We start from the raw sequence: 18,561 nt of genomic DNA, 5'->3' as shown, positions 1-18,561 counted from the left end.
AACACCAACATTCTTAACAATACCCGAGTTAAGAATAACGATCTTGTCCTACAATATTACGTAAAAGACAATCATTAAGCCATTATTCCAAAGGGCATTTATCCATAAGTACCAGAAGAACTCGGTCTCAATCAATAAACTTCTCGAAAATAAGTCCATGCATCCAGCACAGTTACAACAGAACATCGCAAGAGTCAGCTAAATGACTCAGCAAAATACCGCTGATAGCATTGATAAGAAGCGTTAGGAGTTCCCGGGAGCATTAAGCAACAACCTACACGCCTTGAGTTCTTCGACGACACTATGGTAAAATGCTGGCTTGAGTGAATCATCGTCTGGGATGACCACTTCACTGTGGAACTTAAGTCCGGACTGAAAATTGAGATTGAAGGATAATACTTGCAAATGCATGAAACCCTCTCGACCTTAGTTGGCCAAGAGGGTTCCCTTTGTTATTTGCCACCTCTGTGATATGGCGCTTTATCTTTCCATACAACACCGTTTTTCGTATGATAGCGTTGTTTATGACCCGTTACATCGTTCTCGCTTGGTAAAGACCTGCTTGTTTTTTCTACTATATTTGCTACCTTCTCTGCGACTAATGAATTTGAAGAAGTAGATGCTGTGCTATGCGTACTTCCAGAACCTCTACCTTTGATGGAAGATACTGCTTTCGCCACACCACCAATTGCTAATCCAGCTATTTCAAGTGCCTCGACTGGGTGCTCGACAATAAATCTTCCGACTGATTTTAGTCCTTTAACAAAAGCATTTTTTGCTTTTTTAGAAGTCTCAATCTGTACTTTATGAGTCTTTGGTGTTTCAGGTTTACTGTACGTTTTTCTACTTGTTTCTGTAGATTGTTTCAAGGTCTCCTCAGCCTTACTAAAATTCTCTTTTTCTTCAATAACTATTTCCTGTATAGTCGAATCATCCGTTAAAGAAATAATAGGTTCCGGCAGTTGAATTATCTCACACGGAATGAATGGACCGTCACCAAAATCAAACTTTTCTTTTGTGATCGGATTATAATACCAGTTCGTTGGATTTTGCCAATTGCCATCATGTGCCTCTAAATGTTCTGCTCTTGTAAGGAATTGTATATTTCCGGCTTCACCCTGATATTCAGGATACATTTCGGCACTCTTCATATGCTGCCCTTCAAAAGCTTTGCCATTTTCATCATAAGCTCGCCCTTTTTCAAGAATGTCCTTTTGCTGCTCCAGCGTCCACTCTCTTGTGCCTTTACCTTCTTGTACAAGTTCAAGTTCCTTATTCCATGCTTCACGAACTGCTTTGTTTCGTTCTACAAAACTACTCTTTGCCATAGAATCACTCTCCTATGCCAAGTAGTTCGTATAAATCATTTAGGAAAGCTACAAAGTCCGGATATACCAATTCTTCATCAATTTCTCCAATTTTCTGATTGTATATAGAAATTGTTTCTTCTGCCTTTTTGCATAGAATTGGGTCTCCTGAAGCAAATGCACCTATAACAATATAGTCATCACTCGGTCTTGAATTATCATTTACATCTATAAGGGGCTTATGCTCAATTCCATATAGCTGAACACCTGCCGGAAGAAACAGCTCTCCTCCGTCAGAAAACAACATCCATTCTTTGTACTTTGATGGAAGTGTAATTTCTTTTTCTTTTTCAAATTCCAGTATCTTTTCTTCAGTTGTTTCATCAAAGAAATTCATCTTTCCTTGCTCTTTAAACTTATCTACTATTGCTTTTAATTCTTCTGAAATCATAGTTCATCCTCCAGTTTATATTTTTTCAAAATTGTTAGGAACATCTTCTAATCCCCACAAAAAAGGTTCTTCCTTAATGTCTCGTCCCATTAAACAATCCTTCAAATTCGGATTTATATTTATGCTATTTATATCGAAAACAGCCGGTTCGCCTACTTTGATATTTGCTTTAAGATTAACATCGTAACCATCTTTATCAAAGTTATTAGTAACCAATACTAAATTATGGCCTCCCAAGCATTTGACCTCGTCTGATGAATTGCAAGATTCATATCTTATTCCATCGAAATCACGGTCATTCAATACCCATTGTAACAACAGTTGCGGAATTGTATATTCTTCAACAAATCTGCTCCCCGGATGCTCAACTACTATTGAACAAGCAGCTCTTAATGGATATGTACATATATACTTAAGTAGATATTTTCTTACTTGTTCTACGTCTTCTTCATTATGAAACCAGCAGAAGAAACTGTGCATAAGTGGCATTAACTTTTCTGAAAAGTCGATAAACTTCATGTAATTATCCTCACTCTGAGGAATGTCAAATCTTGATAAAGCAAATTTTTCAGGCTTTCCACATTCATACCAACATAATTCTGCTTGAGAAGCAAGGTATAAACACGGATGCCCCGGCATACTATATCGCTCAGTACCCACTAAATAGTTTTTATTGAATGGAATATGGAACAACTCTTTTCTGTTCAATGTAAAAGGATTATTGTCATTTACTGAACGTATTCTAAAATAGGCTTCTTGACGATAAGCGCCAGAATACCTCTGCATAAGTTGCGGTTTCATATTTTCGAATACTTCAAAGGCTTTTTGCGAAGCTAGAACAATCCTACCCTTATTATATAATTCCAATACTTCAATTAGCAGACTTGCATTTTTCTCTATAGTATCTATCTGCTCAGAAACCATTTTGCACATTTCCGCTCCTACCAGCTGATTATCCTTTGGTGATAAAGCCGCTTTTACATCAGAAATATACTCTGAATAATTATCTCGAAGAAAATCTACACTTGATTTATTTCCACGATTCAAATGACATCTATACTTTTCAAGAAGACATAGTAGCTTGTCCATTTATATCACCTTCCTTAACATCTATTCCACTGTCCGAAAATGCCCTTAGTATCGAGTTGCCGAATTTGTTGTCGGCTATTTTCACTTTTCAAAAACCACTCCAAAATCCCTGACATCTAATCCACTCACTCAATTTGCGTTATCTAATCCGAGGTCACAACCTGACACACATTTTGCAGTAGATATGTTTCCATATAAGAAAACCGAGTCTTTTCAGAGGTTGGGCTTCCAATCCCAACTTCCGAAAAAGCCCGGAAATACGCCACTTTCTGGCTGTTATTTATCTTTTCGTGACAAGGTTCAAGGAAGTTCTGCTCTCGCTCCGCTCGCCAGAACAACTGCGTTTCTAAGTTCAGACTGCGTGCGTTGCACTTGTCTTCTCTAAGAGAACGCAAGTTTCCACATGCCCGGTATTCACAAACTGATCCACTGCACATGCCTTTTTCACATAATATCCATGCTCCTGCAAGGTCACAAGATCTCTTGCGAGGGAGGTTGGCTTGCAGCTGATATAGACGATCTCATCTACACCGTAGTTGATGATCTTAAGGAGCGCCTTTGGATTGATGCCATCTCTCGGTGGATCGAGGATGATGAGATCCGGTTTTTCCTCGATGGTGTCGATGACCTTTAAGACATCGCCTGCGATGAATTCGCAGTTATCAAGTCCATTGCTCTTTGCATTTTCTCTTGCAGCTTCGACTGCTTCTTCCACGATCTCTACGCCGATAACCTTGGAGGCAACCGGTGATAACATCTGGGCGATCGTTCCGGTTCCGCTGTATAAGTCGAAGATCAGCTTGTCCTTGGTATCTCCGGCATATTCACGGGCTTTGCTGTACAGTCGTTCCGCGCTCTTTGTATTTGTCTGGAAAAATGAGAACGGCGAGATCTGGAAATGCAGTCCCAGCACCTCTTCCTCGATATAATCTCTTCCGTATAACAGCGTTACCTTCTCCGGCACAACAGCATCCGCCAGAGAATCATTTGCCGTATGGAGAATACCAATGATCGTTCCGTCAAGCGGAAGTGCCAGAAGCCCTTCTACATATGCATTCAGATCCAGATTCTCTAATCCGTCCGTGCTGGTTACAAGATTTACCAGAAGTCCGCCATTTGTCTTGGACTGGCGAAGCACCAGATGACGAAGCAGTCCTACATGCTGCATTTTCTTATGATAAGACAGTCCATGCGCCCTTGCGAATTCCATCGTATAAGAAACGATCCTGTTATAATCTTCGCTTACGATCACGCAGTTGCAGACAGGAACGATATCGTACATGCTGTTCTTCTTATGAAGTCCTAGTACCAGCGGACCATCCTTATATTCGTCGCCAAATGAATACTCCATCTTATTCCGGTATGCAGTTGTAACAGGCGAGCCGATGATGCCCTCCCAATCATATGGATGTGCCTCCAAATCGATCACACCGTCTAACAGCTTCTTCACCTGTCCTGCCTTTAATTCCAACTGATGCTCATAGCTCATGGTCTGGTATGCACAGCCGCCGCAAATGCCAAACTGTGGACATGGTGGTACTGCATCTTCGATCTCGGAGCGTTCCAGCACATCCAACAGACGTGCTTCTGCCTTATCCTTCCGCACCTTGGATACCATACAGGACACCTTTTGTCCGGGCAGTGCTCCCTTCACGATCACTTTTTTGCCATCCAGTTCAAAGCTTCCCTTATTTGGGAAATCATAGTCTTTTATAACACCTTCTATAATCTCTCGTTTCTTCACAGCCGACCTCTTTCTTGTCTCTAATAATCTCTACTCTTCCCGGTCGCCCCACATATCTTCAAATATGCTGCGCATCCGACGTTTCGGTTTCAGTTCATTTTCTGCAAAAAATGGTGTTCCATGCTGATCAAATTCCAGCAGCATGTATTTGCCATTCATGCCATCACGCGGATATGCCAGACTGCCCGGATTTACGATATAAGCACCGCCATATCGTTCCAGATTCTGGACATGCGTGTGTCCATACATCACAATATCGTAACCATCATATTTGATCAACTCCTGTAAGCGGTCCGTTCCATAATGGACACTGTACCGGTGTCCGTGCGTGATAAATACCTTATACCGGCCGATCATGAATTCCTCCTGCATCGGAAGATCGGAATCCCAGTCGTTATTCCCGGCAACCATGTGTATCGGACAGGTTACGTTATCATAAATATATTCTTCATCTCCGCAGACATCTCCCAGATGGATAAACATATCGATGTCACCCACCGTATCTAAGACATCCCGAATCGTATTGGTTCTTCCATGTGTATCACTAATTATCAGTATTCTCATTTATAACTTCCTTTATCAAGCGAAGTGCGTTTCCTCTGTGGCTGATCGTATTCTTTTCTTCCGGTGACAACTCTGCTGTGGACTTACCATACTTCGGCAGGAAGAAGATAGGATCATATCCAAATCCATTCTCGCCGCGTTCTTCATATCCAATGATTCCTTCGATCGTGCCACGTCTGGTAATGGTCTTTCCATCCGGGAATGCAGCCGCGATCGCACATACGAATCTTGCAGTACGCTTCTCATCCGGAACACCGGCAAGCTTGTCAATGATCGCTTTATTCTTGATCCGGTATGAGGTGTCTTCCCCCATAAATCTTGCAGAGTAGATTCCAGGTGCTTTATCGAGATAGTCTACCTCCAGACCGGAATCGTCCGCAAGCACCAGACAATTTGTCATCTTACGGATTGCCTCTGCCTTGATAATGGCATTTTCTTCAAATGTTTTTCCATCTTCTACGATGTCAGCCTGAATTCCGGCCTCCTTCATCGACAGGATCTCATATCCACAATCCGCAAGGATCATGCGGATTTCTTTCATCTTATTCTCATTACCCGTAGCAAAAATCAATTTCTTCATCTTGTCTTCTCCTTTTCTTTCTGTACTCCACCTGCCATATCGAGTGTGGCATGGCAAAGATACATATTATTCCGCAAGACGCTTTCGCTCTATCCTCATGTAGCGGTACTAAGTTCGCTGCATATAGCCGCTCACTAAGGACCGACATGAGTAACTGAGACCTTAGCGAGGTTTGACCGAGGTTAGTTCGAAGTTACACAGCGTGGACAGGCTTGCTGCATAACAGTATCATTTGCCATGCCACGCCCGATATGGCAGCACTTTCTCAATCCCCCACATCCGTGAAGGCTTTCAAACAGACATTACAGTCATTCTCCTGCTCCGCACTCGACCACTTCGTGCCATACAGGCTGATATAGCCCTCGCCATCCGTGATATCGAAGTTCGCCGTTTTCTCATCATTATTATATTCGATTGCGATTGGCATCGTGGAATCCTGTGTGTTCACATGCACAACCACCGCAAATTTCCGATCATCCGGAAGCGGTACTGCCTCATTTAGATTGATCGTATAATAACCCTCGTACTGCATTTCACCGGATGCCACCTTTGTCCGCTGCTGCAAGTCGGATACATCGGTAAAATCCGTCACAACATACACATCATATGTCGTTTTCGGACCTGTCGCATAGAAAGAAACCGCCTTCAATGTCTCGTTCTTTCCAGCCGTATAGACATTTGCAAAATAAGCCTCCGGCTTGTCGTCAAATCCCATCGTTCCGACCTCGCCCATCAGATCTGACTGATAGATCTTGTCGTAGTTGTCACTATTTCCAAGCTTCGTATATACTACGCTGTTCATACCGATATTGGTATCATAATAAGAGATATAAAAAAATCCCTCGTCACCAAAATCCTGCCCCCAGCTATTCTTGCAGATAAATGCGCCGTCTCCCGCCGGTTCTGTATTAAAATATTCCTTCGGATAGTTGTCATCCCAGCCAACGATCACCACGTCATGATTCGGTGTCTGATCTCCATTATAATAATAGGAACTGCGGTTTCTGTTATAATAATAAGAACTACTCGTCGCATTCTTCATATCACAGTAAATAACCGTTTCCACGCCACCATATTTGTATACGGATGATTTGATCGCCTCGTAATTCTTGTCCTTCAGGATGATGGCTTCTTCCAGATGCTTTACCGCTGACAGCCCATTTACCGTCTGGTTATCTCCGTACGGATCATCCTCCTCAAGTACCGGTCCCTGCCATGCCGCAAGATAGGCTATACTCATATAATATTCGCCACCGTCAAATGGGCTGACATTAAAGCTGTTATTCATTGCCATATGATCAACAGAAAATACCAGATTTTCAGCCGGACGGATCGTACTTTCCAGTGCCGCAAGTGATGCAAATGCCCAGCAGGTTCCATAGATACCCTGATCTCTTACAAGAGATACACGATCATGTTCTCTCATATCATATGCTGCCGGAAGCTTTTCTTCCTCGGCAATCTTTTTTAACACCACGGCATTTGTCTCCAGATTGATATTACAACTGTAGTTTAATGCCTCGCAGATCTCATTCACCGGCACATAGATGATATCATCCTTTTTCTCTGGCTTGTCGATTGCCTGTATTGCATTTCCATTGATATTTACCACATCCGAATCACCATAGACCTTTACCAGACTGTCTCCTTTGGAAAATGTGATCGTCCCATTTTCATATGCATTCACATGGCAATCCAGTTTATCGGTAAATGTCGCGATAGGGAGCATCAGCTGCAAATGGTCACTGAAATACGGCTGATACTCCGCTTCTGTGATCCTGCTGTCATTTATATATAATATAATGCCCTTTCCATTTGCATTCGTCACAATCTCTTTCAACATAGTTTCTGCGGCAGCACCCGCTTCTTCCGTCTTCTCAATGCTTACATCCGGATGTCTCAGAAAACCCAGATACAGAAATACCCCCAGAATAACAACCGCTGCCACGATCAAATACTTTTTCAACTCTGTCTCACTTTCTCTTTGGCGGCTTCGGTCCCATGAACTGATAGAAATATGATTTGATCATACCATTGTAGATCTTACGATTCTTATCCGCCTTTCTTCCTATATATTTCTCCGCCTCACTGTATGACGTGATCAGGAACATCGACCAGTCATCCAGTCGTCTGAAGCTTTCCCCGATCGTCTTATATAATTCAGGAAGGTCCTCCCGATCCTCGAGGCGCTCGCCATATGGCGGATTCGTGATGATAAATCCATATTTTTTCGGATGCCTGAGATCCTTTACATCTCTCTGCTGAAAATGGATATGTTCATCCACTCCTGCTGCTCTGGCATTCTCCATCGCACACTTCACCATCTCATTATCCAGATCATATCCCTGAATATTCATCTTCACATCATGGTCGATCATATCATTTGCTTCATCGATTGCATTGTACCACATCTTCTTGTCGCCGACCTTCGCCCACTCAGAAGCCAGAAAGTCTCTGTCAATTCCCGGTGCAATCCTTGCTCCGATCATAGCTGCCTCGATCGGAAATGTTCCGCTTCCACAGAATGGGTCAACCAGTACACGATCCTTATTCCATGGTGTAAGCATGATCAGTGCCGACGCCAGAGTTTCCGATATCGGTGCTTTGCCAACCAGTTTCCTATAGCCACGCTTATGAAGGGATATTCCTGATGTATCAAGTCCTATCGTAACAATATCCTTAAATATAAATACACGAACCGGATATTCTGCTCCATCTTCCGTGAACCATGATACATGGTAGGTCTGTTTCAAACGTTCTACCATAGCTTTCTTCACGATGGACTGGATATCAGATGGGCTGAACAGTGCGCTCTTATTTGATGTAGCCTTGGATACCCAGAATTTTGCATCACGGGTCAGATACCGCTCCCATGGAATACTCTTGGTTCCTTCAAATAATTCATCAAATGTTACAGCCTTAAAGCTTCCGCACTTGATCATGATACGTTCAGCTGTACGAATAAACATATTTGCTCTTGCAACCGCATCTTCTTCTCCTGCAAATGTTATTCTTCCGTCTTCTACCTGAACGATCTCATATCCAAGATCCAGGATTTCTTTTTTCAATACTGACTCCAATCCAAAATGACATGGAGCGATCAATTCGATTCTGCTCATATGCTTCCTTTCAATCACAAGTGCCAGATTCAGACATTTCTGTCCAAATCCAGCACTATTATTTTCTGTCTGTTAATTTTCTTTCTTATTTTCTGCGCTTTCTTATAATAACCACGCATGCCATTCCAAACGAAATGAGCATACCTGCAACTGCTGCCTTCATTGCAAATGCATCACCGGTTTTTACACCGGTTTTCTTCTGATCATTTTTGCCTTTATCACCGGTTGCTTCTGTCTCATCCTCATGAAGAACCTCTGTTGTCTCATCCTCGGTATCCACATCTTCCGTTTCTTCCTCATCCGTCGCATCTTCTGTCGTGGTATCTTCACTGGAAGCTGTTTCTGTTGTAGTATTCTCCGTTGTAACACTTTCTGTAGTAGCACTCTCTGTTGTAGATGCTTCTGTTGTATTAGAAGCTGCCAGACCGACTGTTACCTTTGCGGACGGTGATGCATAATAGTTTGCGGACTCTTTATATCTTACAAAATAATCGCCTGCTGCAAGACCATTTACAACTGTTCCTGTTACAGCCGTCCATGTAGTCTGGTCTGTAGAATATTCCATTGTCGCTGCGGCATTCGCAACAGATCCGTCTTTCTTTCCTGTTGCACTTTCATTAACTGCTGTCAGCCCTGTCGGTGCTGCCTGTGGTGCTTTCTCGATCGTATAATTCTTTACGATCTCTCCGTGATAGGTCTTGCTCTTTGCTGTTATCTTAACACTTGCTGTTCCGACATTGATATTATCTGAAAATATACAGGTATAATCCGTTCCTGCTATCAGCTTCTTGCCGTCATATGCCACCGTCACTGTTGGTTCCTTTGCTGTTCCATCATACACATACGAAGTCGGATCGATGGATACGGATACTTTCGCATCTGTCAGTCTGCGGTAACGAAGCTCTACACTTCTCGCCTTTGTGCCTGTTTCATCTAATATCGTATTATAGGAATTCGGCTGTCCATCCAATGTGTATCCGGCCGGAAGAAATTCCTCAATACCGCCCACAGCTTCATCTAATGAAAGCAACCCATAATTGCTTAGTCCGCTTGGCGAATTTGTAATCTTATAAACAGATGTCTGATCCATCTGCAGCTTTTCAAGCCACCATTCTGTAAATGTTGCACCATCATGTTGCTGTTCTATATTACTGTTTACCAGTTTAAGGCCACCCTTTGCATACCATCCAAGCTGCGTAAGATCTGCTCTCACATTTTCAAATGTTAATGTATGTTCATTCCCTGTCGCTGCATTCCTGATATAGCCACTATATTCTCCATTTTCTATCACAAGAGAACCCATAATCTCAAAATGAACAGCCTTTAATTTCTTTTTATTCAGATCAATTGTAAGATTCTTATTTCCCGCATCAATATATGCTGATGTACTCTCACAATTATATAGAAGCTTCAGTATATCACCATTTCCGGCTGCCGCCGCTGCATCTTCCAGTTTAGAATAGGTTCCCTTTGCTGTTCCGCTTGCATCCTCTACCTCAATGCATTCTACCGGATCATTACAATCCACACAGGTTCCATCCTTCACCTGTGAATGTTCACATGCCGCCTGTGTCTCTGTCAGCCCATTTGCCCCTGCAAATGCTGCTACTGCAACAAGCCCTACCGCAACGATTGTTGCTAAAAATTTTTTTCTCATTTACCCTATATCCTTTCTTTTCTGAAATAAATACCCAGGGATATCTTATGCTATCCACCAAATTTCCCTGACCATATTATACATACTTCCCCCTGCCACCACAAGTAAATTAAATAAAAAATCCCGGACATGTACTTTTCTTAATATACTCCGTCATGTCCGGGATCTATTTATTCTGTTATTCTCATATTCAAACCACGTTTTCCTGTTTGCCATAATGGTTTGCCTCACCTCTGTCAGCGGTTTTTGGTCAATGCACCCTTATACTGTACAATTCCACCAACTGTATTGATCACTCTGTAACCTGCCTGTGTCAGTATTCTTGCCGCCAGTGCGCTACTGCCTCCGTACTGACAATATGTGAGTAATACTTTATGTTTTGGAAGATTATAATTGCCACACTGAATCTCGGATAATGGCACATTAACAGCCATCGGTATATGCCCTCTCAGGAATTCTTCTTCTGTTCGAACATCCACGATCACCCCGCCATAACGAACTGCCTCCTGCATGATATCGCGAACGGGTATATTGTGAAATCTCATGCTTTCACCCCCTGATAAGCAAGCGATTTAACTTCTTACGAGCAAATAATTTTTGTGCTCATTATAGCTTATGCGATTTCCGTTAAAACGTTCGGCATATTCGGTCTATCTCATATTATAGTTATCTTCCTGTTCATTATATGATGAATACATCTGTCCATTATATGAATTCACACTGTATGGTGTTGTTGAATTTGGTGTCTGATCTGCTGCTGTGTCTGATCTACGATATGGATTTACTCCGGCATTTTGCGGATATGATGTGTTTCCGATATATCCGGTATTCTTTGGGTTCACTGTATTACCCGTATAATACTGATTCGACACATATGCATTATTTCCGGTATAACCCTGATTCTGTGGATTCATCGCATTACCCATATAACTCTGGTTTTGTGGATATGAGGTATTTCCTGCATATCCGTTATTCTGTGGATTCACTGTATTACCCGTATAATACTGATTCGACACATATGCATTATTTCCGGGATAACCCTGATTCTGCGGGTATGCGGTATTTCCCGGATAACCCTGATTCTGCGGATAGCCCATCGGATTTGCCTGCTGAGTCTGATAATAATAGCTTCTGCCCGGCCTGCGGTATTCGGTTCGATAGAATCCATAATCAGCTGTCTCAGGTCTGCCGTCAATTCTGTGATCATGATTGGAACATACCAGAATCAACACAACAGATATAATATATGCCCCTATCAGAATGACATAAATCCATCCTTCTGCAATTAAACCATAAGAAGCCGCCATGATCGCGTAATCATATGCCCCATGAATACATACCGGCACAAGATACGCCCATGCCATGTAACCGATCATTCCGCCTCTGTCACCGGCATATGCTTCTTCTCTCGCCTTTGCATATAATGCTCCCATCACAACACCGACCGTACAATGAAGGGGAATCGCTGTAAACGCCCTCATAATTCCGGTCAGTAGTCCACCCTGATATACATATAACACATTTTCCAGAATTGCAAATCCCAATGAAGAGCATACGGCATAAATCACGCCATCATAGCTATGCTGCATCTCCTTACTTTTCCATGTGATACATATCGTAACCAGATATTTACCTAATTCCTCGGCTACAGCTATAACAAAGAAACAGAAGATAAGCAGACGAAGTCCCAAATCATCTGAATCACCCATGACAAATGCCTGACCTATAAACTCTACGATAGCTGCCGGAACAGTAGTTGCTGCACCGGTCGCCAAAAGTAGAATCATCAACTTAACCGGCGGTTTCTCTTTGCGATCCCTGTAATATATAAATCCAAGCAACAATAATGCCGGAAGTGCCGCTACGATAAAAAGCACTCGTATATTATTCATCTTATTCTCCCCATTTATCTTACTTTGTCTCTATATCATCTATAACCTCTTTGATCGACTCCAGCTTATCCGTATCATAGCCTTCTGTTGCTGCCGAACTGTCATAGACTTGTGCAAAGTCAGCATTATACTCATCTTCGCTGACATCTTCTCCGTTCCAGTCATATGTGTAAATCGGCATCCCATTCTTATCAAATCTCAGCCCGGTTCCATCCTTCGCTCCATAATGCCCCTGTGCAACCAAGGTCAACTCTCCATCAACAATACTGTAAATATAGTCATAATAGGAATCCATCAGCCCATCCGAATTGCAAAGGAGATTCTTTCCTTCTATGTAAGTAAAGTACAAACGGTTCAATCCGTTTACATGAACGGAGCCATTTGAATAGTTTACAATACGGACACCGGATGCCTCCGACTTTCCTACTTCTACCAGCTCCGGTATATCATCATTGTCCAGGTAAATCAGCGTATACCCTTGCTGTCCCTCTGTATCTGACACATGTTCCAGATAATCAACATATGCAGTCTTCCAGTCATCACTTTTCTTTGATACCGAAGTTTCACCTTCTCCATCCAGCTCTGCCTCATCTGATTCTTCTTCAGATACAGTCTCGGTCTGTGTTTTATCGGAAGCAGGTCTGTCCGGTACTGCTTCTAATCTCTGTTTTCCAAATTCCGTCTTCTCTGTCGTTACTTCCTGTTCTTCTGTGGTCACATCTTCCGTGACATGCGCCGCTTCTGTCGTTCCATTGTTCATAGCTCCTGCTGACTCCTTCTCAGATGAGCAGCCGGTAAGCAATGTACCAAAAAGTACCCCGAAGAACAGTAAAAATTCAATTTTTTTCATCTATAATACAGCCTTTCCAACCGGCAGTTTTCTTCCACTATTCCAGTCTGTAAATTCTCGGTAATATATGTTTTACACTGATAAAAATTATACCATTCAAACAGCAAACACGCTATACGCTAATTCCTTTTTTCTTCTAAATCGAGATTTATTTTTTACCGGAATTTATCTGCTATTTTCAACATTTCGCCTAATAAAGAGTCACAAGTGACTCTTTCGCACCTGCGCGGAAACGCGAAGCAATTAACTACTTCTCCACAAAGTGCGATAAAAAATATAGGAGACGCAAAACTTACGTCTCCCATACCATTTATTCATATTTTTTTTGAGGAAAATATATGACAATAATTATTTTACATTGAAGGCTTTCATACCCGGATATACGGCTGAAGCACCAAGCTCTTCTTCGATTCTTAAGAGCTGGTTGTACTTAGCTACACGCTCAGATCTGGATGGTGCACCGGTCTTGATCTGGCAGGTATTTAAAGCAACTGCAAGATCTGCGATCGTTGTATCTGCTGTCTCGCCTGATCTGTGAGATGAGATAGCTGTGTATCCGGCCTTGTGAGCCATCTTGATCGCTTCCAATGTCTCTGATACAGAACCGATCTGGTTTAATTTGATCAGGATACTGTTACCACAGCCAAGCTCGATACCCTTTGCAAGTCTCTCTGTATTTGTAACGAAAAGGTCGTCACCAACTAACTGTACTTTGTCGCCAAGTTCTGCTGTAAGCTTCTTCCAGCCTTCCCAGTCTTCTTCATCCAGACCATCTTCGATGGAGATGATCGGGTACTTCTCAACCAGTCTCTTCCAGTGAGCGATCAGCTCTTCTGATGTATATACTGTACCGGCCTTTGGCAGCTTGTACTCGCCAACCTTGCCTGTCTTCCACTCGGATGAAGCTGCATCCATAGCAATCTTGAAGTCCTTACCCGGTTCATATCCGGCTTTCTTTACTGCCTCGAGAATTGTCTCGATTGCTTCTTCATCAGATGCAAGTGCAGGTGCAAATCCACCTTCATCACCAACTGATGTAGCAAGTCCTCTTTCCTTTAAGATAGCCTGAAGTGCATGGAATACCTCTGCACACCATCTGAGACACTCTTTGAATGAAGGAGCACCAACCGGCATGATCATGAACTCCTGAACATCCAGACCGGATGATAATGCATGACATCCACCATTGATAATGTTCATCATAGGAACCGGAAGTCTGTTTCCGCTTACACCGCCTAAGAAACGATATAAAGGTACATCCAGTGAAATAGCTGCTGCTCTTGCTGCTGCGATTGATACAGCAAGGATTGCATTTGCACCCAGATTTGACTTGTCCTTTGTTCCGTCTGCCTTGATCATTGCCTGATCTACAGCATATGTATCAGATGCATCCATTCCAACTAATACGTCATTAATTTTTGTGTTGATATTTTCAACAGCTTTCTGAACGCCCTTACCGCCAAAACGATTCTTATCACCATCACGAAGCTCTAATGCTTCAAACTCACCTGTTGATGCACCACTTGGAGCAGCTCCACGTCCGACAGTACCATCTGCAAGAATAACTTCTGCTTCTACTGTAGGATTTCCTCTTGAGTCAATAATCTCTCGTCCAATTACTTTTTCGATTTCTAAATAATTCATCATGCTTTGATCCTTCTTTCTGGTGACAGCTTCTGTCCCGGATCCGTCATTGCATCCGGGTACATACCCTGTTTTCAGCAGTCAGGGATGCATACAGAATGGAGCCACACGATTTATTCACAAGATTTTTAGTTAGTTCCTGCTAACCATTTATAAAAATACCATGCAGAAGCCTTTTCCGTCAACAAAAAACGGTCGAATTTATTGAGAATTTCTATCACATTTTTCGCTTGATTTTTACAGAATCAGACCGTATAATGCACCCATGAGTTAGATGTGCCTAACCTGTAGATTGAATGATTTACAGAGTTACGGTGCATACTAAAATTTGATATGCAACGCTGCTTTGACGCGAGCGTACCAGCACTGCATATAGCTTTAGGATTTTTGAATATAGCAGAATATTTGTCGGAATCGATGCAAAAAGGAGTTTGTGATTATGTTTGAAGAATATTTGATCACACATTGTTCGCCTACATTGGCGTCCTTAAAACCTGCCAGCCTGTTTCTTTATCGTTTTTCTTCCGGAGAAGAATTATACGAAAGTGTGGCTGTCTGGGATGCACAATTTCAGAAAAAAGGGATCCGGATCACGATCCTGCGAGAAGATACCGAAACTGCTTTGATCTATGTCTACAGACCGGATGCTATGGTTCGTGAATTATCAAGACCGGAGATCATCTCTTTTCTTGTAAGCACAGGATATCAGGCAGGAACGATCGATCAAATGCTTGAACAGCTTCGTAGCCGTCTTCATGGTTCGGAAGAATTTCCGCATGAGATCGGTGTCTTCCTTGGTTATCCGTTAAATGATGTTCTCGGATTTATCAAAAACCACGGAAGTAACTGCAAAGGCATGGGCGACTGGAAGGTATACGGAGATCTGGGTGAGGCCCAGAAAACATTTGCCAAGTTTAAAAAATGCCGTGAGATCTATGCAAATCTCTGGCATCAGGGACGAACGATCTGGCAGTTGACGGTTGCCGCATAAGTATTTAGAAAATTGCATCCGCATAACAAAATAAGTATTTATGCAAACGACGTTCACATAACAAAAATGAATATAGGAGATTCCCGCAGGCATTTCCATACGGAGATCTCTAAATATAAAATACATGATTATAAGGAGGAACCTACTATGAGTAAGGTTGCAGTTGTATATTGGAGTGGCACAGGTAACACAGCATTAATGGCACAGGCTGTTGCAGAAGGTGCAAAGGCAAAAGGAGCAGAATGTGATCTTTTAACATCCGCAGAATTCACTGTAGATATGGTAGATAACTACGATGCGATTGCATTCGGATGCCCTGCTATGGGTGCCGAAGTCTTAGAAGAAAGCGAATTCGAGCCAATGTTCGCTGAATGTGAACCGGCATTAAACGGTAAGAAGATCGCCATCTTCGGTTCATATGGCTGGGGAAGCGGCGAATGGATGGATACATGGGAAGCTCAGTGTCAAGCTGACGGTGCTGTATTTGCAGCAGCTCCACTGATCTGCCATGAAACACCGGATGAAGCAGGTCTTGCTGATTGTACCGCACTTGGCGAAGCACTTGTTTAATAAATATACACATCTCTAAACGCAACCAAAACACAGGAATCTGCCATGTGGCAGTCCTTCCGCTTGTACATTATCGTACAATCCCAAAAATGCTCTGGCAAACCACACCTCTGCCAGAGCATTTGTTATATTTATTATTCTATTTTTCTCTATATCGCTCCATGCTCCCGGAGAAGTTTCTCGACATCGGTTCCTTCTACCGCCTTTAAAAGCTCCTTCATTGCGATCTTCTCTTTCAGTCCAAGCTTCATATCTGTGATCTTTCTGCCATCGCGTATTGCTACGGTCGCATTTAACAGATCCCGTACATCATAGACACTGCCCCAGACCTCCGGCACACCACGGTCAATATTCAACAGGGTATATACTGCCTCCATACCGGTACGGATCGAATACTCGGTCGTAAATATCGTATCTCTTGCTGTCTCTGCAAACTGTCCGAGGAATGCAAAATTTACTGCTCCCTCCGGTACAACATCCGGGCGGTCACCTTTCTCACGCGGCATGAAAAATGCTGTAATATACGGCATCATAACCGGCACTGTATTTGCGCTGTGCTCAGCAAGCTCCGGTATTTTCTCCTCCGGTACTCCGATATGGTAGAGCCACTCTTCGCAAATCTCCTTACCGGTGCATTCCCGCATGGTCTTCTTTACATAATCACCCGGTTTATTCGAAAATAATCCATATACCCATACAAGCACCTGTCCCTTTGGCTGATTACGGAACTGCGGCTGACGATTGATCGTCCATGAAAGCAGCCATTCGGAATCTCTCGCAGTCACGATACCACCTGTAACTACCTTGCCGGAGAGTGGATCTCTCTTGCAGATTTTCTTAATATATGGAAGGATCTTTTCATCTAGTGTCGTTACCGTTGCACTCATCCAGTTCGACTGTTCCGGATCATAGCAGAATTTGTCCGGATGTCCGAAGGATGGATCCTGTGCAGCGATCTTCCGCCACATATCCCATCCACCGCCTTCGCGGATCTCGGTCTTAAACTCAGCCGGTTTGTTCTGGCTTCCGTATGAAGAATTCTCCACGCAGCCGCCATTTGTGATAAATACCAGATCATTCTCGGTCAGGTCGATCGCATCTGCTTCACCGTCACGGATAATATCAATCTTCTTTGCCAGCTTTCTTCCTGCTTCGATCTCGAATTCCACATTTATAACCTTAGTATTATAATGGAACACCACACCGAATGATTCCAGATATTTTACCATCGGAAGAATCATGGACTCATACTGGTTATATTTGGTAAAACGAAGTGCCGTGAAATCCGGCAGTCCTCCGACATGATGGATAAAACGCTTAATATAGAGCTTCATCTCAAGTGCAGAATGCCAGTTCTCAAATGCAAACATCGTCCGCCAGTACATCCAGAAATTAGAATTAAGCACTTCTTCATCAAAATACTCATCGATCCGTTTATTATATAATTCTTCATCCGGGGTAAAGAACAGCTTCATGATCTCCATTGCACCCTTATCGGACAATCCAAACTTCTTATCGGTATGTGCATCCTGCCCCCGATTCTCAGTTGCCCGACACAAAGAATAGTTTGGATCTGCCTTATTCAGCCAGTAATACTCATCCAGTACACTGACACCCTCTGTCTCGATGGACGGAATCGAACGGAACAGATCCCACATACACTCAAAATGGTTATCCATCTCACGTCCGCCACGCATAACATAGCCGATATCGCTGTACTGATAACCATCACATGCACCGCCCGGAATCGGGTCTTTCTCCAGAATGTGCACATGCGAGCCTTTCATCTGTCCATCTCTTACCAGAAAACAGGCTGCCGCCAATGCACCAAGTCCCGAACCTATAATATATGCCGATTTCTGATCCACACCCGCCGGCTTCTTTGGTCTGGCAAATGCTTCATAATTTCCACTTGCGTAATACATACGAATTACCTCCAATCTATACAGCCTGCCTGCAAACAGACCGGTTATCTCAAAAACTGTCTTTATTATAAGATTCCCCGTTTTTGCCCTCAATAAACAAAAAAAGTACCGTGATAAAAATATATTCACGGTACTTGTTCTGTCTAAAATTTTATCATTTCCCCTGTTTTGATGGGAT

Annotated in this window: 16 protein-coding genes; 2 read left to right on the top strand and 14 right to left on the bottom strand. The window is 42.8% G+C overall.

The annotated features are described in order from the left end of the window. Nucleotides 1-452: 452 nt before the first annotated feature. The 13 genes from LK416_12805 to eno form a co-directional block, all read right to left on the bottom strand. Nucleotides 453-1,328: a teneurin-3 gene (locus LK416_12805; protein ID UEA74521.1), complete on the bottom strand. Its 876-nt coding sequence runs from the start codon at nucleotides 1,326-1,328 to the stop codon at nucleotides 453-455. 4 nt (nucleotides 1,329-1,332) lie between these two features. Next, a complete protein-coding gene (locus LK416_12800; protein ID UEA74520.1) occupies nucleotides 1,333-1,758 on the bottom strand; it encodes an SMI1/KNR4 family protein in 426 nt (141 codons plus the stop codon). Between the two features lie 15 nt (nucleotides 1,759-1,773). After that, the gene (locus tag LK416_12795; protein ID UEA74519.1) at nucleotides 1,774-2,847 is read right to left on the bottom strand and encodes a hypothetical protein; all 1,074 of its coding nucleotides are present in this window, start codon (nucleotides 2,845-2,847) and stop codon (nucleotides 1,774-1,776) included. 352 nt (nucleotides 2,848-3,199) lie between these two features. Next, complete coding sequence (gene rlmD / locus LK416_12790; GenBank protein UEA74518.1) at nucleotides 3,200-4,591, bottom strand: 23S rRNA (uracil(1939)-C(5))-methyltransferase RlmD; 1,392 nt, start codon at nucleotides 4,589-4,591, stop codon at nucleotides 3,200-3,202. A 30-nt stretch (nucleotides 4,592-4,621) separates the two neighbouring features. After that, nucleotides 4,622-5,155, bottom strand: coding sequence for a metallophosphoesterase (locus LK416_12785; GenBank protein ID UEA74517.1), 534 nt, complete (start codon nucleotides 5,153-5,155; stop codon nucleotides 4,622-4,624). Beyond that, nucleotides 5,136-5,735 carry an XTP/dITP diphosphatase gene (locus tag LK416_12780; GenBank protein ID UEA74516.1) on the bottom strand — a complete coding sequence of 200 codons (600 nt, stop codon included), beginning with the start codon at nucleotides 5,733-5,735 and terminating at the stop codon, nucleotides 5,136-5,138. Before LK416_12780 ends, LK416_12785 begins: the two co-directional genes overlap by 20 nt. Before the next feature lie 265 nt (nucleotides 5,736-6,000). Then, on the bottom strand, nucleotides 6,001-7,701 hold the full coding sequence (locus LK416_12775; GenBank protein UEA74515.1) for a lectin like domain-containing protein: 1,701 nt from the start codon (nucleotides 7,699-7,701) through the stop codon (nucleotides 6,001-6,003). Nucleotides 7,702-7,708: 7 nt separating this feature from the next. Beyond that, nucleotides 7,709-8,854 carry a class I SAM-dependent RNA methyltransferase gene (locus LK416_12770; protein UEA74514.1) on the bottom strand — a complete coding sequence of 382 codons (1,146 nt, stop codon included), beginning with the start codon at nucleotides 8,852-8,854 and terminating at the stop codon, nucleotides 7,709-7,711. An 85-nt stretch (nucleotides 8,855-8,939) separates the two neighbouring features. After that, nucleotides 8,940-10,511, bottom strand: a complete 1,572-nt coding sequence (locus LK416_12765; protein UEA74513.1) for a hypothetical protein — start codon at nucleotides 10,509-10,511, stop codon at nucleotides 8,940-8,942. 236 nt (nucleotides 10,512-10,747) lie between these two features. Then, nucleotides 10,748-11,056: a rhodanese-like domain-containing protein gene (locus LK416_12760; protein ID UEA74512.1), complete on the bottom strand. Its 309-nt coding sequence runs from the start codon at nucleotides 11,054-11,056 to the stop codon at nucleotides 10,748-10,750. A 105-nt stretch (nucleotides 11,057-11,161) separates the two neighbouring features. After that, nucleotides 11,162-12,403, bottom strand: coding sequence for a PrsW family intramembrane metalloprotease (locus LK416_12755; protein UEA74511.1), 1,242 nt, complete (start codon nucleotides 12,401-12,403; stop codon nucleotides 11,162-11,164). A gap of 19 nt (nucleotides 12,404-12,422) precedes the next feature. After that, complete coding sequence (locus tag LK416_12750; GenBank protein UEA74510.1) at nucleotides 12,423-13,253, bottom strand: hypothetical protein; 831 nt, start codon at nucleotides 13,251-13,253, stop codon at nucleotides 12,423-12,425. A gap of 348 nt (nucleotides 13,254-13,601) precedes the next feature. Then, complete coding sequence (eno, locus tag LK416_12745; protein UEA75922.1) at nucleotides 13,602-14,897, bottom strand: phosphopyruvate hydratase; 1,296 nt, start codon at nucleotides 14,895-14,897, stop codon at nucleotides 13,602-13,604. A 439-nt stretch (nucleotides 14,898-15,336) separates the two neighbouring features. Here eno and LK416_12740 point away from each other — a divergent pair, with 439 nt between their 5' ends. Together LK416_12740 and LK416_12735 are read left to right on the top strand one after the other, a co-directional pair. Next, a complete protein-coding gene (locus LK416_12740; protein UEA74509.1) occupies nucleotides 15,337-15,888 on the top strand; it encodes a DUF3793 family protein in 552 nt (183 codons plus the stop codon). Nucleotides 15,889-16,035: 147 nt separating this feature from the next. After that, on the top strand, nucleotides 16,036-16,458 hold the full coding sequence (locus LK416_12735) for a flavodoxin (protein UEA74508.1): 423 nt from the start codon (nucleotides 16,036-16,038) through the stop codon (nucleotides 16,456-16,458). Between the two features lie 149 nt (nucleotides 16,459-16,607). Here LK416_12735 and LK416_12730 read toward each other — a convergent pair whose 3' ends face one another. Continuing rightward, nucleotides 16,608-18,383: an oleate hydratase gene (locus LK416_12730; GenBank protein ID UEA74507.1), complete on the bottom strand. Its 1,776-nt coding sequence runs from the start codon at nucleotides 18,381-18,383 to the stop codon at nucleotides 16,608-16,610. Nucleotides 18,384-18,561: the final 178 nt, after the last annotated feature.

The sequence above is a fragment of the Lachnospiraceae bacterium GAM79 genome, from assembly GCA_020735665.1.
In the GTDB taxonomy this organism is placed as follows: Bacteria; Bacillota; Clostridia; order Lachnospirales; family Lachnospiraceae; genus Coprococcus.
Note: the sequence above shows the minus strand (reverse complement) of the source record. Positions and strands in the feature narration are given on the sequence as shown.

Coding starts and splice junctions, on each gene's coding strand:
- LK416_12755 (UEA74511.1), bottom strand. CDS start 12,403: ATGAATAATATACGAGTGCTTTTTATCGTAGCGGCACTTCCGGCATTA.
- LK416_12765 (UEA74513.1), bottom strand. CDS start 10,511: ATGAGAAAAAAATTTTTAGCAACAATCGTTGCGGTAGGGCTTGTTGCA.
- LK416_12805 (UEA74521.1), bottom strand. CDS start 1,328: ATGGCAAAGAGTAGTTTTGTAGAACGAAACAAAGCAGTTCGTGAAGCA.
- LK416_12735 (UEA74508.1), top strand. CDS start 16,036: ATGAGTAAGGTTGCAGTTGTATATTGGAGTGGCACAGGTAACACAGCA.
- LK416_12795 (UEA74519.1), bottom strand. CDS start 2,847: ATGGACAAGCTACTATGTCTTCTTGAAAAGTATAGATGTCATTTGAAT.
- LK416_12750 (UEA74510.1), bottom strand. CDS start 13,253: ATGAAAAAAATTGAATTTTTACTGTTCTTCGGGGTACTTTTTGGTACA.
- LK416_12740 (UEA74509.1), top strand. CDS start 15,337: ATGTTTGAAGAATATTTGATCACACATTGTTCGCCTACATTGGCGTCC.
- LK416_12770 (UEA74514.1), bottom strand. CDS start 8,854: ATGAGCAGAATCGAATTGATCGCTCCATGTCATTTTGGATTGGAGTCA.
- eno (UEA75922.1), bottom strand. CDS start 14,897: ATGAATTATTTAGAAATCGAAAAAGTAATTGGACGAGAGATTATTGAC.
- LK416_12785 (UEA74517.1), bottom strand. CDS start 5,155: ATGAGAATACTGATAATTAGTGATACACATGGAAGAACCAATACGATT.
- LK416_12780 (UEA74516.1), bottom strand. CDS start 5,735: ATGAAGAAATTGATTTTTGCTACGGGTAATGAGAATAAGATGAAAGAA.
- LK416_12760 (UEA74512.1), bottom strand. CDS start 11,056: ATGAGATTTCACAATATACCCGTTCGCGATATCATGCAGGAGGCAGTT.
- LK416_12800 (UEA74520.1), bottom strand. CDS start 1,758: ATGATTTCAGAAGAATTAAAAGCAATAGTAGATAAGTTTAAAGAGCAA.
- LK416_12730 (UEA74507.1), bottom strand. CDS start 18,383: ATGTATTACGCAAGTGGAAATTATGAAGCATTTGCCAGACCAAAGAAG.